The organism is Hyunsoonleella flava (genome assembly GCF_004310325.1).
Classification (GTDB): domain Bacteria; phylum Bacteroidota; class Bacteroidia; order Flavobacteriales; family Flavobacteriaceae; genus Jejuia; species Jejuia flava.
Genome location: NZ_SIRT01000017.1, coordinates 19511 through 41090, shown reverse-complemented (window position 1 = coordinate 41090; position 21580 = coordinate 19511). Strand labels below are relative to the sequence as shown.

Genomic DNA, 21580 nt, shown 5'->3' with positions numbered 1-21580 from the left:
GCGTTACCTACTTTTTTGTGTAACATTTGGTTTTAACCATCAACTAATCGCTGTAAAAAGTAGGTCGGGCTTTCACTAGTCGCTCCTCCTTAGGTCGGGAGCTCCAACAGGCCGTTCAATCCCTAACGCAGAAGTAACATCAAATAATTTAAATTTCGTTTTTAAAAGGTTTATTTTTATAAAAACAACCTTAATACATTATGCCAAATAAATTTCAACAACTCGCAAAAAAATACGCCTTATTAAAAAGAGGATGGTCTCCACAACAAAATTTGTTTTATGGCTTTTTAAGTTATATTATTTTAGGCTTTTTATTGTTATGTCTTCCAATAGTTCAGAAAGAAAGTGTTTCCATATTAGATCATTTATTTATCTCTACTTCAGCAGTATCTACAACAGGCTTAGTTACCGTTTCTATTTTTGATACTTATAATTTTTTCGGTCAGTTAATCATTATGATACTCATTCAACTTGGAGGCATTGGTTATTTATCTTTTACCACATTCATGCTGTTATCTACAACACGAAAAATGACCATCTGGCATAAAAAAATACTCTCCACCGAATTTACACTACCAAAAACCATCAGAATAAACGATTTTTTAAAATCAGTAATTCTATTCACCTTCATTATGGAACTTATAGGTGCTATTCTGTTTTTTATAGCTTTTAAAGAAAGTGGCGCACCATTTTGGGAAACACTTTGGTCATCTATATTTCATAGCGTTAGTACATTTTGTACCGCAGGATTCAGTCTTTTTAATAGTGGTTTCACTGCATACGTAGATGATAATTTTGTGAATTTTATAATTTCAATGCTGGCTATTTGTGGCTCTTTGGGTTTTATAGTAATTACAGATTTTGGCATGTTTATCAGAAAAAAATCGCACAAATTGAGCTTCACAACTAAAATCATCCTTTACGGGTTTTTACTACTCCTAACTTTTGGAACTATATTTTTATATTTTTTCGAACCTTCGATAGTTAACTTATCAGGGAAATCGAGATTTCTGGCATCGTTTTTTCAAACTATGACAGCCATGACTACCGTTGGTTTCAATACTGTAGACTTTGGAGTATTCTCCCAAGCCATGATGCTTATTTGTATTTTTTTAATGTACGTTGGCGCATCACCTTCCGGAACTGCTGGCGGTATAAAAATAACAACCTTAACTGCTATTTTTGCTATTATGAAAAGTCAACTTAAAGGCAGCAAGCACATCACATTTCTAGGGCGCATAATTCCGTACGAACGCTTGTATATTGCTACCTCAGCATTCATTTTCTATACAAGCATTATTTTAATAGGTACGTTTTTAATCACACTTACCAACGATTTAAAGTTTGAAGAAATTCTATTTGAAGTGGCGTCTGCACTAGGAACTGTTGGTATAAGTACCGGTATTACAGCGGATATTAATACCTTTGGAAAAGTGGTTGTAATTGTATTGATGTTTATTGGAAGATTAGGCGTCCTAACTTTTGGCTTAGCGATTTGGGCACGAAGTAAAAAAACAGAAGAAAACACCCCAATTTTAAAAGGCGATATAGCAGTTTAATAATGATTAAAAACATCATTTCAGGAATTAAAGCATACTTCGGCGCATTTAGTTTAATATCAAAACTAAAACTCTGGAAATATTTTGCTATTCCTATGTTAATCAGCTTTGTAACAGCAATTATAGTCTTTGGTTCAGCTTATGGATTGTCTGATAACATTGGTGGATTTATCTCTAAAATTTGGATTTGGGATTGGGGGAAAGAGACGTTTTCATCCATCAGTAATTTTATCGGTGGTTTAATCATTGTAGTTATCGGTATTATACTTTTCAAACATATCATAATGGCACTATCAGCACCATTTATGAGTCCCGTTTCAGAAAAAATAGAAGCGCATTTTACAGGAAACCCACCACATTCGCATAGAGACACCTCATTTATGCAACAACTGATGCGTGGTATCAAAATAAATGGTAGAAATTTATTAATGGAATTATTATTAACCATTCCAATTTTACTCTTAAAATTCATTCCTGTAGTCAATATATTTTCAACCGTATTACTATTTATGGTACAAGCCTATTATGCAGGTTTTGGTAATATGGATTACACTTTGGAGCGTCATTTTCAGTATAAAGAAAGTGTGCAATTTGTGCGTAAGCATCGCGGATTAGCTATTGGTAATGGTATTGTTTTTATTCTCTTTTTATTGGTTCCAGTAATCGGTGTTATTTTAGTATTACCTTTATCAGTTACAGCAGCTTCAACGCGAACTGTAGAAGCGCTTCAACATAAAAAAAGTCTGTAATGCAACTTAGTTTAGGGGCATATCATATCATTCCTATTCAACCAAAAGATGCTTGGGCTATTTGTAACTTTTGTGTAGCAAACGAACACCGCTTAAAGCTTTATTTTCCAAAAACATTAGAGCAAAATTTAACGCCAGATTTATCTAATATTTTTGTCCAGAAGAAAGTGAAACAGTTTCAGAATAAAGAAGAATTTTTATTCACTATAAGAGAAGATGAGTCTCATAAATTAGTTGGTTTAGTTTACATCAAAGCATTAGACTGGGTAAAAAAACAAGGCGAGTTTGCCTATGCCATAGATTATAATTTAGAAGGATGCGGATTAATGACAAAATCTATCCAGAAATTATCAGATTACGCTTTTGAAAATTTAGATATTGAAACACTTCAAATCATAGTGCATAAAAGTAATTTAGCTAGTGTTAAAGTTGCTGAAAATTGTAATTTTACACATATTAAAACACTTAAGAACGAATATACTCCTACTAGCGGAACACCCATGAACATGGAGTTGTATGAACTTTATAAAGCGATAGAATAGATGAAGGATAAATTCTACCAATACATACAAGATTTACAAGACCGCATCACATCAAAACTTGAAGATATTGACGGAAAAGCCAAATTCCAACAAGATATTTGGAAACGACCAGAAGGCGGTGGCGGACGCACTCGTGTGATAGAAAATGGTAACGTTTTTGAAAAAGGAGGTGTCAATATTTCGGGTGTTCATGGTAAACTACCTAAGTCTATGCAAGCTTATTTTAAAGTGGGTGATGTTGACTTTTTTGCCTGTGGCCTAAGTTTAGTGTTGCACCCTAAAAATCCAATGGTGCCAACCGTTCATGCCAATTGGCGCTATTTTGAAATGTATGATGAAGATGGAAATATTATTGACAGTTGGTTTGGTGGCGGACAAGATTTAACGCCGTATTATTTATTTAAAGAGGACGCAAAACACTTTCATCAAACCTGTAAAACGGCTTGCGATAAACACAATCCAGAGTTTTATCCAACATACAAAAAGCGTTGCGATGAGTACTTTTTCAACGCCCACAGAAATGAAGGCAGAGGTTTAGGTGGTTTATTTTTTGATTATTGTAAAGCTTCTGAAACCATGACCATGGAAAATTGGTATAACTTTGTAACCGAAGTTGGTAATAGCTTTTTAGAAGCTTACGTACCTATTGTTGAAAAACGAAAAGATTTATCGTACTCTCAAGAACAAAGAAACTGGCAAGAAATTCGACGCGGACGTTATGTAGAATTCAATTTAGTACACGATAAAGGCACACTCTTCGGACTAAAAACTAACGGACGTATAGAAAGTATTTTAATGAGTTTGCCACCACATGTGCAATGGGTGTATGACCACCATCCCGAAGCTGGAAGTGAAGAAGAAAAATTAATAGACGTTTTGAAAAATCCTGCTGATTGGATAAACAAATAAACGCATCAATAGATAAACATTTTACTATGTTCCCATTAAGAAGAAACCGAAGACTAAGAACCAATGAAGCCATTCGTGCTTTAGTTCGTGAAACCATAATTACACCAAATGATTTTTTAGTGCCCCTTTTTGTAGTGGAAGGCAAAGGTGTAAAAGACGAAATTCCATCAATGCCCAATTACTATCGTTACAGTTTAGATTTATTAGAAAATGAAGTAAAAGAGCTTTGGAAACTAGGTTTAAAATCGGTATTGCTTTTTGTAAAAGTACCAGACAATTTAAAAGACAATAAAGGTGCAGAAGCATTAAACCCAAACGGCTTGATGCAACGCGCCATTAAAACCGTAAAAAACGCCTGTCCCGATATGTTAGTGATGACTGATGTGGCATTAGACCCTTATTCTGCATATGGACACGACGGTATTATTGAAAATGGCCAAATTGTAAACGATGAAACTGCCGAAGTATTAGCAGAAATGAGTATTTCTCATGCCCAAGCTGGTGCCGATTTTGTAGCACCAAGTGATATGATGGACGGACGCATTTTAACCATCCGTGAAGCCTTTGAAGATGAAGGCTTCACCAACACAGGCATTATGAGTTATTCGGCTAAATATGCCTCAGCCTTTTACGGCCCTTTTAGAGACGCTCTAGATTCTGCCCCGGTCGATATAAAAGACATTCCAAAGGATAAAAAAACCTATCAAATGGATTATGGCAACCGTTTTGAAGCCATCAAGGAAACCGAAATGGATATTGATGAGGGTGCTGATATCGTCATGGTAAAACCAGGTATTTCGTATTTAGACATTCTTCGAGAAATTAAAAACGAAGTTGATGTGCCTTTAGCGGTATATCAAGTATCTGGAGAATACGCTATGATTAAAGCAGCAGCGGAAAAAGGGTGGCTGGACCATGACCAAATTATGGTAGAAACTACCACGGCGTTTAAGCGTGCTGGAGCTGATATTATAGCCTCTTATTTTGCAAAGGACATTGTTAAGCTTTTAAGTTAACGCAAGGTTAACATCCCTTGTTTTCCTTTTTATTTCATAGACTTCTTCTATTTTTGAAATATGAAGAAGAATATTGGCTTTCTTATTTTTGGCGCAATCTTAGGTCTTGTTGCGCTTTCTTTTATACAAGGCTACCTCATCAACAACACGTATGAGCTAGAGAAAAAAGCTTTTGTACAGGAGACTAAACGCAAAATATTTCGGTTTGATGATAATGTAGCCGCATTCGATTCTATCTACGATGTGGTAGGCTCTTTTGTAGTGGACCAGATGATTGACTATAAACTAAATCGTTTAAAGAAAAGTGCGCTTCTGGACAGCATCAATATTGTTCAAGAATCTGTCAATGCGAAGTACATAAGTCTTTGTCAAGAGACGTTTGAAAAACAAAACCTTTCCTTCCCTATAAAATTTCAAAAGCGACTTAAATCCATTATTATTCTAGACTCTATTAAAAATGATACGTTAATATTTAATCCAACAAAAGCTGAAACCCTTTTCCTTTTAGGCGAAACATTTGATTTGAAGAATGCTTATGGCATTAACAATTCCCAAACTACAACGGATATTGAGCGAACATATGAGGAAAATGGCTTACAAAAAGCCATAAACTTAGAATTTCAAATTGTAATACAAGATTATTTTGATATTGAAGGTTGGGAAACAGAAGTTTTAAAGCGCATGTCTGGTATTTTGGCGCTTTCTGTTTTAATATTTGCTTTGGTTCTAGGATTGCTTTATTATTCTATAAAAAGTCTTATTTCTCAAAAAAAGATTGCAGATGTAAAGACCGATTTTATCAATAATATTACACATGAGCTTAAAACACCTTTAGCTACGCTTGGGCTTTCAACCAAAATGTTAAGAAAAGGCAGTGATAAACCCGAGCTTATAAACGCTACGGTGAATACCATCGAAAGACAAACGGTAAGACTTCAAAAGTTAATAGATCAAGTTTTAGATAATAGTTTGGGTTATCATGAAATTCAACTCAATAAAGAAAATGTTGACATTAGCAATTACCTTAACACGGTTTTAGATGATTTTGAACTCTCTATAAAAGATAATAGTGTTGTTCTAAATCGCCACATCAATACTGATAATCATAAAATATTATTAGATAAATTCTATGTAACAACCGCAATTTTTAATATTCTCGAAAACGCCATAAAATATAACTCAGGTGATGTAGTTATTGATTTTAAGGCCGACTTTACGGATAATTTGATTATTTTAATTTCTGATAACGGTATTGGCATTCCAAACAAACATCATTCTCAAATTTTCGAAAAGTTTTATAGAGCAGGAAACAAAGAGGTACATGATGTAAAAGGGCTTGGGCTTGGGCTATATTACACTAGCCAGATTATAAAAGCACACGGTGGAGAAATTACTGTTGAGAATAGCATACAAGGTGCTGCTTTTAAAATTAAAATTCCTTTTAAAGCATAGGTAATGAAACATATATTATTGGCAGAGGACGATTTAGATTTTGGAGGTATTTTAAAACAATACTTGGAGATTTCTGGCTTTCAGGTATCTTGGGCAAAAGATGGAAAGGAATCTCTAGAGCTTTTTAAAAAAGATGCTTTTGATATTTGCGTTCTAGACGTGATGATGCCAAAAAAAGATGGATTTGCCTTAGCTGAGGATATCATTGAAATACACCCTGAAACACCCTTTATTTTTCTAACGGCCAGAACAATGAAAGCCGATAAAATAAAGGGATTAAAACTGGGCGCAGATGATTATATTGTAAAACCATTTGAAGCTGACGAGTTAGTACTTCGCCTTAATAACATACTGAAAAGAGCTTCAAAATCGGGAGTAATACGCACAAACGAAACCTCTATCGCGATTGGGAAATATACGTTTAACACAAAACGCTTGCAGCTATCAATTAACGCCTCTGTACAACAGCTTACCGAACGTGAGGCAAAACTGATTTCATTCTTATTTGAACACAAAAACCAACTTTTGAAACGCAATGAAATTCTAAATGCCGTTTGGGAGAATGATGATTTTTTTACTGGTAGAAGTATGGACGTTTTCATCAGTAGATTGCGTAAATATTTTAAAGAAGACGCTTCAATTTCAATAGAAAGCGTAAGAGGTGTAGGGCTAGAATTTAAGGTTGTATAACTTTCAAAAAGAGTCTTGTTTATTAGGTTTTGTACTGGCAATGGCGGATGCGCCCACGTTAGGGATTGAGGCATACTTCGATAAACTCAGCACAGGTTTGTTGAAGCTCCCCTGACGCAGGAAGGAGCGACTACCGAAAGCCTGCCTACCGGTAGGTAGGCCCGACCCCTTGTGGGGAACGCCCAAATTTATTCTCAAATTAAATTACGTTAATGCCATTCTTAAAGTAGGTTAATCCTAGGTTAACGTTAGCGTTTTCCTCGTTTTTATTAAAACCTGATGCTACATTTGCCTCATCAAATAATTAGTCAAAATTATTAATCATTAAAAAACGAACAGTTATGCAAACTTTAGTAAAAACCCTAGTAGTATTTATTTTATTTTCAATTCATGCGAAAGCTCAAACTTCAGCACCAGAACCTCCAAAACCACCAAAAGTTTACAGCGGTACTCACAGCAGTTCCATTTCGGTAAGTAAAACCGATGAAGATTATCGAATTAAGGCAAGTTTTCATAAATCGAGATTTGCAATACTAAAAGATTATTTATTAAGCGAACTAGGAGAGGACGGTTTAACAAGTAAAGGAAAAACTTATGTATGGTCTCACGGCTCAGACAGTTTTGAATGTAAATTGACAAGCACGTCTTTAAGATTGAATATGGATTACTCTTCAAACAATAAGACATTTGTTGAACATGTAGAGCGAATTGGTAAAAATATAAAGTATAAAATCTCAGGTAATAGTCCTAACGATAACATAAAAGATGCAGAGAAAGAACTCGCTGAAGCACAACGTAATTTGGAAGAAGCAAAAGCCAAACTAAATAGTATTAAAAAGAATTGATCCACCTTTTTATGTTTAGATACTGTTAAAAGCCATCAAAACTATTTATTTGATGGCTTTTTGACTATAGGTGTTTTTTAAATATTCCTTTTTAATACTTTCGTTTTGAAAAATGACATAACCATTTTGAAACAACTGCAGTATCCTTTTAAAAAAAGAAATTAATTGTTTTCTAATCGCTTATCTACAGTATATGTGGTTTCAAAATAACCGATTTTACCATTAGGTGTAATGGCTTCCACTACAATAAGTTTATCACCAATACTATCATCATTGTAAAATTCAATTTTTGCTTCTCCATTTTTGTTGGTATAGATTGAAGGTTCCCAATGCAATATTGGGCGTAAATCTGGAATATCCCAATCCTCAGGTTTTAAGGTTTCATATTTTGGTTGATAAAACTCTGGTGTAGCAGAAAACCCTGTTATATGGCCTTGGAATATTCCTTTTGGAAGGTCTAGAGATGCTATACCATTACCATCATAGGTATATATACTAACAACACCTATATAACTTGCTGCTATCTTTTGTCTCAGTAATGGACTCATTCGAGGAAATGCTTCCATAAGATGATTCATAAATGTCCCACTAGGTCGTTTTAAAATTTCAACACTCTTTACATTTTCAACAGGTAAAATGGGCAATAAAGAATATTCTCTACCCATAACCACTTCGCCATCAATGTAAAATAAAGTAAATTCCGTTCCATAGATATGGGCTATATCAAAACTTGTTCCTCTACGCTCTACACTTCTCATAAAAATATCGTCTCGGAATTTAAAAAAAAGGAGATCGTATAATCCAGACATCCATTTTTCTTCTCTCTCTTCGAGTTGTTCATTATCTATTACGATATCTGGAGGCCCATGTAGGTTAAACACTTTTTCGCGTTCGGGTGTTACGTTATAACCTGTAAGTTCTACGGCATCTAACTCTACGGTGCTGTCATCCAAATCGAATCCCGTTACGGCTTGTCTTTCTTGCTTTTTAAGCTCTAAAAAATGGTTTACAATGCTATCGGGAAGTTCAATAACCTCTTCTTTTTCATAGGTAATTTTAGGCGGTGGTATCGGTGCATCTATCTTAATAAAATATTCTTTAGCTCGCCCTTTTTTGTTGGTGGATTTTATCAGAACATCTAGCTTATCGCCATAAGGACTAAATAAATCAAAAGCAAAACTACCAGTACTGTCCACTTTATGAGTATAAACTCCAGGTGGTTTACCCGAGGTCATTAAGATTAAATTCACATCATTTTTAGGTAATTTGTTTTCATTCCAGATGGCACGTACTTTTCCAGAAACACGTAATGTGGTTTCAGGTTGTATATCAAAAATAAGGTTTTCATCATTAAAGCTATACTTATAATTGGACCAACCCTGTGTAAGCATAAGGGCTTCTAAGTCTCGTTTTCTGTAAATATTATCATTATTAAAGTAATGTGTAGGGTTTTCAATATGCCCTTTTAATTCTGAGTTTAATAAAAAATAAGATAGAATGTTCCCTTTAAATTGCTAGGTTTGTTCAATTTGATTTTCATCTACAACTAATACAGAAAGGTTTGCCTCTACTGGTCGTCCATTGTTGTTGGCGACTTTAAGCTTAAGAGCCGTTTTATCTCTCTGGCTGTAATATTGCGCATCGGTTTCTTTGGTAATATTTAAATTGTTGGCTTCCTTAAGTTGAAAATATAAACGTTCACATAGTGGTACTTTATTCTCGCTTAGCAAGGTTACATTGAGTATGCCTTGGGGTAATTTTTGTTTAGGTATCGAGGTATTATAAGGAGCATCGGATAATGTTACTGGAAATTCCTTTAATATCACGCCTTTGGATTTAAGTTGTATCCAATAATTATCGGTGGTATTAACCTTGGAAGTTACATTTATATTCATGTAACTAGCTGTTTCTGTTATACCTAAAACATGGCCTTCTGCATACACCTTGGGAAGTTCAAACTTACGGGAAACATGGTGTTTAGAATTAATTTTACCATAATAGGTTTTGTGCAATTGTGGTGTAAAAAACACATAGCCCATGCCTAGATTGTTGGTTTTAATGGTAGCAACAACATTATCCTTTTCATCAACGATAACACCATTAATTTCTTTACCCAAGCCTTTATAGTTTAGTGCTTTAAACGCAAGCTTACCTGTTAAACCATCAATTAGCTTCCCACTTTCAGGAAAAAACTGTAGGTCTATAAATTCTCTATCTATAGCGATGGTTTTGTTGTATGTTTTCTCTACCCTTGTTTGAAAGTTTTTTAGCTTGGTGTCTTCTAGTTTCATTTTTAGGTTTACCGAAACAGCATCTTTAGGAAGTACATATTGTAACTTATAAAAACCCTTTTCTCTTTTAATTTCTATGGTGTCTAAAAACGTTTCGGTTTTAATGTAAACCGTTACATCCTTTTTATAGTTGGGTTTTATAAGTTCTGGGAAAAGTTGGGCAAATACTTGGTGTTGGTCTTCTTCTACTTGATACAATGTTATATTTTGTATGGGCGATTGTCGTTGGTTGCCACTGGCAGGAACTAGGTTAACGTATTGCTTAAACATAAAATCGTCGCCAAAGTTTTTATTCCATGCTGTGTAGGCCCTTATTAAATAGCGTCCGGGAGTATAGCTTTGCTCCAATTGAAAACCATTGTCGGCCATACCATTTATTAACTTTAACTTTTTGGTTGCTACAATTTCCTTATCAAAATCGATAAGTTCTACATGCAAAATACCACTTAGCTTTGTAGGTACGTTTTTGGCGTCTGTAACTATAGCTTTAAACCAGATGGTTTCCTCGTTAGTAAATACAGAATTATTGAGCTGTAGGTATATTTTTTCGGCGAAAGTGTTTTTGGTAGTATTTTTAAGGTCTAGTGAATCTTTGGTTTGAGAATAAATAGAACCCAAAAAACAAAAAATGAATATCAATAAGGCCGATTTTTTTACCAAAACAAATAGGGTTAAGATATTTCTTTCAAGATACGACTTATTTATAAATCGAACAAAGTCACTATCGCACTTAGTAAAATTGATTTCGTAAATTAGCCAACAACTAAAACCTGTTTAATGAGCGCACTAATTTTTTGGGCAACCATTTCTATTTTCTTTTCCTTTTTATGTTCTATTCTTGAAGCGGTGTTACTGAGTGTTACCCCAACATTTATTAATGTAAAAAAACAGGAAGGAAAAGACTACGCCACTACTTTAGAAAATTTAAAAAAAGATGTAGATAAGCCTTTAATTGCCATCCTTACACTTAATACTATTGCACACACTTTAGGTGCCATGATGGTGGGTATTGAAGCAGAAAAACTGCCTTATAAAGTAGAACTTTGGGGTATTAATACTGTTGGAGTTGTTTCTGCAATTATGACGTTTTTAATATTAGTAGCTTCTGAAATTATTCCGAAAACTATTGGTGCTACCTACTGGAAAGGACTGGCAAATTTTGCTTCAAAAACTTTAATGATTTTAATTTTCCCTTTGAAATGGACCGGGATTTTATGGTTACTCCAACTCACAACAAAACTTATCGGAGGCAAAGGCCATGGTAGTGTATTGAGTAGAGAAGGCTTTATGGCAATGACTGAAATTGCACATGAAGAAGGCGTGTTTCAAGAAAATGAGAGCAAAATCATTAAAAACCTGCTCACCTTTAAAGAAATATTTGCAAAAGATGTGATGACTCCAAGAACAGTAATGAAAACAGAAGATGAAAACACCACTGTTGAAGATTTTTTTAAACGCAATTTAAACCTGCGCTTTTCAAGAATTCCTGTTTATACTGATGACTCTGATAATATTAAAGGGCTCGTGCTAAAAGATGAGATTTTTAAGGAGATGGCATTAGATAATAACTCCAAAAAGCTATCAGAACTGAAACGTGATATTATCGTTGTAAACAGAAATCTCCCTATTCCAACACTTTTTGAAAAATTGGTTGAAAGTAGAAATCATATGGCGTTAGTGGTAGATGAATACGGCTCCGTAAGTGGTTTAGTAACCATGGAGGATGTAATTGAAACACTTTTAGGAATGGAAATAATGGATGAAAGTGATAACGTTTCAGATCTTCAACATTTGGCAAGAAAAAGTTGGGAAGCTCGCGCTAAAAAATTGGGTATTATTGAAGAAGAAAAGCCCTTGGAATAATGGAAACCTGTATCATCAATACACCTTTAGGGTTTACCAAAATTACTGGTGATATTGATGGTATTTCATCTGTAACAATACTTAATTCTGAAGAAAAGGTTACTGATATTATTCCTGCAGGATTAGAAGATTGCGCCATTCAACTTAAAGAATATTTCGAAGGATCCCGCAAACAATTCAATTTAAAGTTGAACCCAGAGGGCACCGATTTTCAACAGAAAGTATGGGGTCTATTGGAACAAATCCCTTACGGAAAAACAATATCCTATCTAGAACTATCCAAACAACTAGGTGACGTAAAAGCCATTCGTGCGGTTGCAAACGCTAATGGCAAAAACCCGTTGTGGGTAATCATTCCCTGTCATCGTGTTATAGGTAGCGATGGATCATTAACTGGTTATGCTGGCGGACTTCATAGAAAAAAATGGTTATTGGAGCATGAGAGCCCTTACAAGCAACAATCGCTTTTTTAATGTGCAGACCATAATCCGATTCACCTGAAATCATTATATTTATGTACGTTTAATTGTACATAATGAAATTCCTTAGAAAACTATTTAAATGGCTCGTAATTCTTATTAGCGTAACAATTATTGTGTTATATATCACAGATACGGATTACCTAATCAAAGCCGTAAGAACCATCTATTTAAAAGGTCATACAACCGCTTATCTAGAGGATTACAAACATTTTGTTAATCAACCAATTGCAAATGGCAAACCTCAACCTTGGCCAAATCATAAAAACTACAATTTATTTTCAGAAACTAAACCTTTAAATGAAGTTAATGCGAAATATGGTACTATTGCCTATGTTATTATAAAAAATGATAGCATTTGGTTTGAAAACTATTATGATGGTTTTGGGGAAGATTCAAAATCCAACTCGTTTTCTATGGCAAAAAGCTATGTATCCGCTATGTTGGGTAAAGCCATTATGGAAGGGTATATTGAAAATTTAGACCAACCTGTTTGTGATTTTCTACCAGAATTTTGTGAAGAGGAGGCCAGCAAAATGACAGTAGGTGATTTATCATCCATGGCTTCAGGCACAAATTGGGATGAAGCTTACTATTCTCCGCTTTCCATTACCACACGCGCCTATTTTGATGATGATTTAGAAAAAGTAATGCTTGGGTTAAAAGTAATCCAAGAACCTGGGAAATCTTTTAAATATGCAAGTGGCGATACACAAATGTTGGCTATGGTTCTTGAAAAAGCTACGGGTAAAACCTTATATGAATATTTGGAAGAGAAATTCTGGAAGCCTTTGGGCTCAGAAAATGAAGCACTATGGCAGGTGGATAGTGAAGACCATGATTTGGTAAAGGCCTATTGCTGTATTGCGAGTAATGCTAAAGATTTTGCGCGCCTAGGTAAGCTTTATAAAGATTATGGTAAATGGAATGGAACACAGCTATTAGATTCTACTTTTGTTGCTAAATCCTTAAAACCACGTTTTCCTGAGAGTCCGCAGTATGGTTATGGTTGGTGGTTGTATCATAAAAATGACAAAGATTTCTTTTTGATGCGTGGGCACTTGGGCCAAATGGTAATTGTAAATCGTGAGGATAATATCATTATTGTACGATTAGGACACGACCGTGTCAAACAGGATTACTTCGGCGAATTTAAGGCAGACGTTGACACTTATATTGAGGAGGCTTATAAAATGATGAATAATGATTAAAAAATTAGACTTAGAAAACATACTATTTCTTGATATAGAGACCGTACCTGAGTTTCAAAATTTTTCTGAATTAGACGACACCAAACAATCCCTTTGGGAGAATAAAACGCAATATCAAAGAAAGGATGAATACACCCCTGAGGAATTCTATGATAGAGCAGGAATTTGGGCCGAATTTGGTAAAATTATATGTATTTCGGTTGGATACTTTAACTATCAAGGGCAACGAAGAATGTTTAGAGTGACTTCGTTTTATGGAGATGAAATTACCATTCTAAAGGGTTTTAAGAATTTATTGATTACTCATTTCAGTCAAAACAAGCATTTGTTATGCGCCCATAATGGTAAGGAATTTGACTTTCCCTATATCGCTCGTCGTATGATAATCCATAATATTGAATTGCCTTATAAATTGAATCTCTTCGGAAAAAAGCCTTGGGAAGTCCCACATCTAGACACTTTGGAGTTGTGGAAATTTGGCGATTATAAAACCTATACCTCTCTAAAACTTTTAACAAATGTTTTAGGCATCCCTTCTCCAAAAGATGATATAGATGGCAGTGAGGTTTACGCCGTTTACTATGAAGAAGGTAATATTGATAGAATCATTGATTATTGTGAAAAAGACACTATAGCCGTTGCTCAAATTTTCTTGAGATTAAGAGGTGATGAACTGCTTACTGATGATGAAATTATTCGTGTATAAAAAAACGTCCAAATTTTAAGAATTTGGACGTTTTATGAATCTATTTTACTATTAATTATTCTTTTATAATCCGTTTAGTTAAAAGTTCATCTCCATCATAAACTTGTAACATGTAAACACCGCTCTCAATTCTATCTACCTTTATTTTTCCAGTAGATTTACCTTCTGCTACAATTTGTCCAATCATATTAATGACTTTATAATCAAAATTCGAAGTTCCTGGTACACTCACATTTATGAATTCTCCTTTGACTGGATTAGGATATACTATAAATTCCTCTTCTTCCTCAACTTGTTTATCTATACCTGTTTTCGTGGTGCCACCTAAATTTACTAGAGTATTACCACTACCTGTAGGAGATCCAAACCCTGTAATTGTAACTTGATCTATAAATATCTGATCCGCATTTCCTGATGCATCACATTGGAATCTAAATCCGGAATTTGATGAGAAATTATAAACAGATGCAGGTATAACTACCGTAGCATTATAAAATGTGTTATTGTTAATTTCTATAGCTCTAGCCCAAGTCTCTACCGTTATCCAAGAAGATCCATCAAAAAAGCGCAACCAAAAGTCTTCATTATTTTCCATGCTATATACATAAAAATAGAAGTCAACCTGCACTTCAGCAAATGAAGTTAAATCAACATTAGAATATGTCATTGAAGAGCCGACTCCTGAATTATCACGAATTCTTATCGAAAAATTTCCCTCATAAGATCTTGAATCATTACGTCTAGCACAATCTGTACCTCCATCTATCCATCCGTCCCAGCCAGATTCAAAAAATCCTTGATGTAATACTACATCAGTTGGAACACTGTTTACATTAACAGTACGTGTAACTTCTGTGGCAGGGTTTCCTGCATTATCATTTACATTGTATGTTACTACATATGTACCAGCTGTATTGGTGTCTACTATATCGCCGCCTATTACAATGTTGGCTGTAATGTCACCATCTATATTGTCCATAGCTGTGGCACCCTGTTCTGGATAAGTGTCTCCAACATTTAAATCTATTGTCGATGCTCCCACCAAGGTAATCACTGGCACGGTGGTGTCTGGAATAACGTTCACCGTTCTCGTAACCTGTGTTGCTGGATTTCCTGCCGCATCACTTACATCGTAGGTTACTACATATGTACCAGCCGTATTGGTGTCCACCGTATCGCCTCCTATTACAATGTTGGCTGTAATGTCACCATCTATATTGTCAATAGCTGTGGCACCCTGTTCTGTGTATGTACCGCCTACATCTAAATCTATTGTCGATGCGCCTACCAAGGTAATCACTGGTGCAGTAGTATCTGGAATAACGTTCACCGTTCTCGTAACCTGTGTTGCTGGATTGCCTGCCGCATCACTTACATCGTAGGTTACTACATATGTACCAGCTGTATTCGTGTCTACTATATCGCCGCCTATTACAATGTTGGCTGTAATGTCGCCATCGATATTATCCGTAGCTGTGGCACCCTGTTCTGTGTATGTACCGCCCACATCTAAATCTATTGTCGATGCGCCTACCAAGGTAATCACTGGAGCTGTTGTATCGGGAATAACATTCACCGTTCTGATAACCTGTGTCGCTGCATTGCCTGCATTATCATTTACGTTAAATGTTACTACATAGGTACCAGCCGTATTAGTGTCTACCGTATCGCCTCCTATTATAATGTTGGCTGTAATGTCGCCATCTATATTATCAGTGGCCGTAGCACCCTGTTCAGTATATGTTGCCCCAACGTCTAAATCTATAGTCGATGCTCCAATCAAGGTAATCACTGGGGCTGTTGTATCAGGAATAACATTCACCGTTCTGGTAACCTGTGTTGCTGGATTGCCTGCATTGTCGCTTACATCATAGGTCACAACATAAGTGCCTCCTGTGTTGGTGTCCACCGTATCACCTCCTATTACAATATTTGCTGAAATATCACCATCGATATTATCTGTTGCTGTTGCGCCTTCTTCTGTATAAGTGTCTCCAACATTTAAATCTATTGGCGATGCTCCCACCAAGGTAATCACTGGGGCTGTTGTATCAGGAATAATATTTACCGTTCTCGTAACCTGTGTTGCTGGGTTGCCTGCTGCATCACTTACATCGTAGGTCACAACATAAGTGCCTCCTGTGTTGGTGTCCACCGTATCACCTCCTATTACAATATTTGCTGAAATATCACCATCGATATTATCTGTTGCTGTTGCGCCTTCTTCTGTATAAGTGTCTCCAACATTTAAATCTATTGGCGATGCTCCCACCAAGGTAATCACTGGGGCTGTTGTATCAGGAATAATATTTACCGTTCTCGTAACCTGTGTTGCTGGGTTGCCTGCTGCATCACTTACATCGTAGGTTACCACGTAAGTGCCTCCTATGTTGGTGTCCACCAGATCACCTCCAATAACAATATTTGCTGAAATATCACCATCAATATTATCCGTTGCTGTTGCACCCTGTTCTGTATATGTACCGCCAACATTTATATCTATTGTCGATGCGCCTACCAAGGTAATCACTGGGGCGGTGGTGTCTGGAATGACATTTACGGTTCTAGTAACCTGTGTCGCTGGATTTCCTGCATTGTCACTTACATTATAGGTTACTACATAAGTACCAGCCGTATTGGTGTCTACGGTATCGCCGCCTATTACAATGTTGGCTGTAATATTACCATCAATATTATCTGTTGCCGTGGCACCCTGTTCTGTGTATGTACCGCCTACATCTAAATCTATTGTCGATGCGCCTACTAGAGTAATCGCTGGGGCGGTGGTGTCAGGAATAACATTCACCGTTCTGGTAACCTGTGTTGCTGGGTTGCCTGATGCATCACTTGCATCGTAGGTTACAACATAAGTGCCTCCTATGTTGGTGTCCACCACATCACCTCCTATTACAATATTGGCTGAAATATCTCCATCAATATTGTCCGTAGCCGTAGCTCCCTGTTCTGTATATGTACCGCCTACATCTAAATCTATTGTCGATGCGCCTACTAAGGTAATCACTGGTGCGGTGGTGTCAGGAATAACATTTACCGTTCTCGTTACTTGTGTCGCCGTATTACCTGCATTGTCACTTACATTATAGGTTACCACATAAGTACCAGCCGTATTGGTGTCTACAATATCACCTCCTATTACAATATTGGCTGTAATGTCACCATCTATGTTATCCGTAGCCGTGGCACCTTGTTCTGTGTAAGTGTCTCCAACATTCAAATCTATTGGCGATGTGCCCACCAAGGTAATCACTGGAGCGGTGGTGTCTTGTTCAACCGTGGTTAAGTTAATATCGTCTAAAGCAATATCTGCTTGCCACGTGCTGCCTACAAATCTGTTAAAACGTAACTGGATACTTCCTCCAGCATAAGTGTCTAAATCAATATTAACCGTTAACCAAGAATTACCTTGATTTCCAGACTGACTCCAAATACTCGACCAAGTTGCTCCATCATCATTACTAACTTCTAAATCAATAGTACCCATATCAGCAGCTCCAAACATATGGTATTGAAAACTAAAATCCGCAGCACTAGCAGCCGATAGATCAAAACATGGCGAATTAATAATAGCTCTCTTATTTGGATATCCTGTTCCGTTGCCTGATGCTTCAACATAAATATAACTGCTGCCTTCTACAGCACCAGATGGCCCCGTATTATTAGAAGGTGTATTATTAGAAATTACCAACCAATCTAAATCATCTCCAGAAGCTTGTGTCCAAGCTCCTATGGAAACTTCAAACCCTTCTGAGTAAGGGTAGGCTGTAATTCCACCTGAACATCCAGGAATTGCATCAACTACATTTACAGTTCTCGTTACCTGTGCAGCAGCATTTCCTGCAGCATCACTTACATCGTAAGTTACCACATAAATTCCTAAAGTATTAGTGTTTACTGTATCTCCACCCACAACAATATTTGCTGAAATATCACCATCAAGGTTATCGGTTGCTGTTGCACCTTCTTCAGTATAAGCACTACCAAGCGTAACGTTTACTGGAGTTGTGCCGTTCAATGTTATAAATGGAGGTGTAACATCTGGACCAGCACCTTCAATTACAATAGTATAATCTTCAACTTCACCATATTGAAAGGTTTGACATGATGCAGGGATTTGGTTATATTGCATAGAAACACGCATTCTCGTTGAATTTTCTACTGCACTTGAGGGCACTGTAAAACTGCCGCTAACACTAGTTGCATTAGTTGGGTTTTGTGTGAACACTTGTTCTCCGGCATCTTCAAAGTCTCCATCCCTGTTGTAATCTATCCAAACTGAGTATGCTTCAGCATATACTTGTCCAGTCCAAGTTGGTGTAATAGTAATAGTATACTGAGAACCCTTTTCTAACGGTGTAGAAATATTAGTGAAATCTGAATAAAACAAAGGTCCAGAAGCATTATCAATAGTATTCAATTGTACTCTACTTATATATTCATCATTTACATTAGTACTTGCTGAAGCACAATAATTTAACTGTACATCTAAAGTTGTAAATGTAATTGAACTGGAGTATGCCGAACTATTTGCCCCACAGTTTGCACGAACTTGTACTTCATAGTCCGTTAAATTTGCCAAACCTGTGATGTCGTAATTTGGAGTAGATAATCCATTAACATCATTCCAGTTTTGAGTACCAACTTCACGATACCTTAAATCATAAATTGAGGATGGAATATTATCCCATGTAATGGAAGCTCCTGTTTCTGTAACATTATTTGTCGCAACAGCTGTAGGAATTGACAATACGCATGGTGTCTCAATACTAATTACTCTAAAATCATCAAAAGTAAACCCATCAAAAGTAGTGGTTAAATCATCTTCTCTATTAACGCTATCACTTTTTAATCTGAAACGGATTTGCACATTACTTTGCCCTAACAAAAATGTATTTTCCGTGGCATTAATATAAATTTCCTCCATCACCCATTTATCCATGGTATCTCCATCGTACACAATATCTCCATTGGTAGATTGGTGGTTTCTAAAAGTTGAAGTGTTTTTATTTAAGTGAAAATTGGTATCAAATCCGGCAGCTGGTTTATTATAATTTCCACAAAGGGCAGTCCAACTACCACCTCCATTCGTGCTTGCTTCAATTTGTACCAAATCATAATTACGCTCTAAATCCCATTTAGCGTAGTATTGAACTAACGCCTGCGAGGTTCCCGATAAGTCGATAGAGGAGTTTAAGGTAATTGTTTTGTTTTCGTTATTAGAGTAGGAACCAGAAGGTGAGTCTGTTATTGCAGCCGAACCTGAATAAGCGTCAGAAGTTGTTCCCCAACTACCTCCTGATGTAGACCAATTAGATGTTCCAGTGGCATCAGGATTATCAGCAAACAATACGTTAGATTGATAATATTTAACATAGTTCGCTTGATAAAGCACAAAATCATTGTTACTTAAAGTTACTTGAAATTCAATTTCATCATTTGGTTGAATTCCTGCGGCTAAAGTATAAGATACTGTTAAATTTCTTTGTTCCAGTTTAGTCCAACCAGTTTGAGTAGACGGTGATGTCATTGAAGTAATGTTGGAAGAAACTGGAGTAACCGTTAGTGTAATGTCATCATATGTTTTTCCTAAATATTCAACACCAAAAGTTAAATTTCCTGATGTAGAAGAAATGGCGCTAAAATTTAGGTCGTGTAGTTTTGCAAATTTCCCCGAATACAATACTGAAAGGAAATTCGTTCGTACAGCACTTTGAGCAATAGGGGTTATTTGTGAAGGTAAAGGCCAAAAATCGTCTCCATTTTCAGGAGCAAAAGCTAAGATGTCTTTTCCTGAACCAGAACTGGTTTGTCCTCCAGATGTAACCGCGGGACCTCCTAACATCCAATCGTTCGCATCACCATTAGCTGCTGTTAACGTGTTAGGCGCTGAACCATAAATATAACGGTTGTAATGTGTTAAGTCATGACATATCTTCGCGTATTCATCTTCACGACCTGAATCTGCTGCCGAAAGACTGCCATTGTATGAGGAAGTTACAATAGAATTTAACCCCGAATGATGATTTACTCCAACTTTGAAATCATGTTGAGCTACGAAATCTTGAATTATCTGGGTTTCAGGTTCTGATCCAGCAGATGCACCTCTGTATGTATTACTACTTTGTGTAGGTGAAGAACCAGAATTATCAAAACCCCAGTAATAATTAAAGTTTCTATTTAAATCTATTCCTCTTACATTATTTGATGTACTTGTACTGCCATTATCTGCAACTCCGGGTCTTAAATTTTTTCTTTGTAAGCCACCACCGTTTGGTGCAATAACTTCATTCCAACGTAATCCATCAGGATTAATTATTGGCACAAAATATAATTCTTGATTATCAACTATATTCTTAATAAAAGGGTCGCTATCATAGTTTTCTAGAATATACCACATGAAGTACATAATATTCATAAGGCTATTAACCTCTCTAGCATGAATCATCCCAGTAATCAACGTTTCAGGTTCTGCGGCTTCATCAATATCTGGATTATCAGAAATTCTTACGTAATATACTGTTTGCCCTAACCATGTAGTTCCTCCTGTGGAATTACCATGAGTAGTTTGTCCAGTAGGTGAAGCATCCGTTTTAACGGAAATGAGGTTTGGGTACAAACTGCGCATTAAATCTAATTGTGCTAAAGTTTCATCTACAGTTAAGCAACCACCCATACTACCTAGTTGAAAATTTGTAGGTACGGGCCAATTAATTTCTTCACATTCATCATGCTGAGTTGGATTGCCGACTAGAATATTCTGTAAACTCAAACTTTTTTGAGTTAGAGACCCACTGGCCTGTTTTTTTGGTTTTTTCTTTAAGCTTCTTAGCTGGTTTTTAGCAATTGGAAGGTCAAAAGCATTTCTATTGCTGTAATAGGTTGTTAAATCATCAATTAAAACCTGATAATTAACACCGCTTTTCTGTAGTTCTTGTATTTCGGCATAACTTAATTCCAGCTCCAAGTTATTGTTTATAAACCTTGGGCCACAACTTAAATCTATACCCGCTTTCTGAATTTTTTGAATAGTAAATTGAGAAGGGTTAGCAATCGAAATTCTTTTTGGAGCATCATTTTGCTGCGAAAAAATGAAGAGTACGTTGAATAGCGCAACGAGACATAAAGTAAACTTTTTCATGAGGGTTGGTTGGTTAAAAAGATTAATATACCCGATGAAAATAGTATTTTATTCTCAGAAAACCCTCACTTTTTTAGCTGATTTTGAGCTATTTATCAATTTTATGGGAAAC

At 36.0% G+C, this 21580-nt stretch carries 15 protein-coding genes; 12 read left to right on the top strand and 3 right to left on the bottom strand.

Going from position 1 to position 21580, the window contains the following annotated elements:
* The first annotated feature begins 200 nt into the window (after positions 1-200).
* The 8 genes from EYD45_RS15550 (at position 201) to EYD45_RS15515 (ending at position 7762) form a co-directional block, all read left to right on the top strand.
* Positions 201-1559 (top strand): TrkH family potassium uptake protein, encoded by a 1359-nt coding sequence (locus EYD45_RS15550; RefSeq protein WP_130965535.1) that lies wholly within the window; start codon positions 201-203, stop codon positions 1557-1559.
* A 2-nt stretch (positions 1560-1561) separates the two neighbouring features.
* The gene (locus EYD45_RS15545) at positions 1562-2308 is read left to right on the top strand and encodes an EI24 domain-containing protein (protein WP_130965534.1); all 747 of its coding nucleotides are present in this window, start codon (positions 1562-1564) and stop codon (positions 2306-2308) included.
* Positions 2308-2850 carry a GNAT family N-acetyltransferase gene (locus tag EYD45_RS15540; protein ID WP_130965532.1) on the top strand — a complete coding sequence of 181 codons (543 nt, stop codon included), beginning with the start codon at positions 2308-2310 and terminating at the stop codon, positions 2848-2850. The genes EYD45_RS15545 and EYD45_RS15540 overlap by 1 nt, the downstream gene beginning before the upstream one ends.
* Positions 2851-3759 carry an oxygen-dependent coproporphyrinogen oxidase gene (gene hemF, locus EYD45_RS15535; protein ID WP_130965531.1) on the top strand — a complete coding sequence of 303 codons (909 nt, stop codon included), beginning with the start codon at positions 2851-2853 and terminating at the stop codon, positions 3757-3759.
* A 26-nt stretch (positions 3760-3785) separates the two neighbouring features.
* Entirely contained in the window at positions 3786-4775 is a 990-nt protein-coding gene (gene hemB / locus EYD45_RS15530) for a porphobilinogen synthase (RefSeq protein ID WP_130965529.1), read from the top strand.
* A 60-nt stretch (positions 4776-4835) separates the two neighbouring features.
* Positions 4836-6227 (top strand): sensor histidine kinase, encoded by a 1392-nt coding sequence (locus EYD45_RS15525; RefSeq protein WP_130965527.1) that lies wholly within the window; start codon positions 4836-4838, stop codon positions 6225-6227.
* Positions 6228-6230: 3 nt separating this feature from the next.
* Positions 6231-6917: a response regulator transcription factor gene (locus tag EYD45_RS15520; protein ID WP_130965526.1), complete on the top strand. Its 687-nt coding sequence runs from the start codon at positions 6231-6233 to the stop codon at positions 6915-6917.
* 341 nt (positions 6918-7258) lie between these two features.
* Positions 7259-7762, top strand: coding sequence for a hypothetical protein (locus tag EYD45_RS15515; RefSeq protein ID WP_130965524.1), 504 nt, complete (start codon positions 7259-7261; stop codon positions 7760-7762).
* Positions 7763-7923: 161 nt separating this feature from the next.
* Here EYD45_RS15515 and EYD45_RS15510 read toward each other — a convergent pair whose 3' ends face one another.
* A complete protein-coding gene (locus EYD45_RS15510; RefSeq protein WP_130965522.1) occupies positions 7924-9153 on the bottom strand; it encodes a hypothetical protein in 1230 nt (409 codons plus the stop codon).
* A gap of 123 nt (positions 9154-9276) precedes the next feature.
* Positions 9277-10692, bottom strand: coding sequence for a hypothetical protein (locus EYD45_RS15505; RefSeq protein WP_130965521.1), 1416 nt, complete (start codon positions 10690-10692; stop codon positions 9277-9279).
* 138 nt (positions 10693-10830) lie between these two features.
* Here EYD45_RS15505 and EYD45_RS15500 point away from each other — a divergent pair, with 138 nt between their 5' ends.
* The 4 genes from EYD45_RS15500 to EYD45_RS15485 all read left to right on the top strand — a co-directional run bounded on the left by EYD45_RS15500 (position 10831) and on the right by EYD45_RS15485 (position 14312).
* Complete coding sequence (locus tag EYD45_RS15500) at positions 10831-11916, top strand: CNNM domain-containing protein (protein ID WP_130965519.1); 1086 nt, start codon at positions 10831-10833, stop codon at positions 11914-11916.
* Positions 11916-12389, top strand: coding sequence for a methylated-DNA--[protein]-cysteine S-methyltransferase (locus tag EYD45_RS15495; RefSeq protein ID WP_130965518.1), 474 nt, complete (start codon positions 11916-11918; stop codon positions 12387-12389). The genes EYD45_RS15500 and EYD45_RS15495 overlap by 1 nt, the downstream gene beginning before the upstream one ends.
* Before the next feature lie 62 nt (positions 12390-12451).
* The gene (locus EYD45_RS15490; RefSeq protein ID WP_130965516.1) at positions 12452-13606 is read left to right on the top strand and encodes a serine hydrolase domain-containing protein; all 1155 of its coding nucleotides are present in this window, start codon (positions 12452-12454) and stop codon (positions 13604-13606) included.
* Positions 13599-14312 carry a 3'-5' exonuclease gene (locus EYD45_RS15485; protein WP_130965515.1) on the top strand — a complete coding sequence of 238 codons (714 nt, stop codon included), beginning with the start codon at positions 13599-13601 and terminating at the stop codon, positions 14310-14312. Before EYD45_RS15490 ends, EYD45_RS15485 begins: the two co-directional genes overlap by 8 nt.
* Positions 14313-14367: 55 nt before the next feature.
* Here the strand turns inward: EYD45_RS15485 and EYD45_RS15480 are convergent, their stop codons facing one another.
* Positions 14368-21468, bottom strand: a complete 7101-nt coding sequence (locus EYD45_RS15480) for an immunoglobulin-like domain-containing protein (RefSeq protein WP_130965513.1) — start codon at positions 21466-21468, stop codon at positions 14368-14370.
* Positions 21469-21580 lie beyond the last annotated feature (112 nt).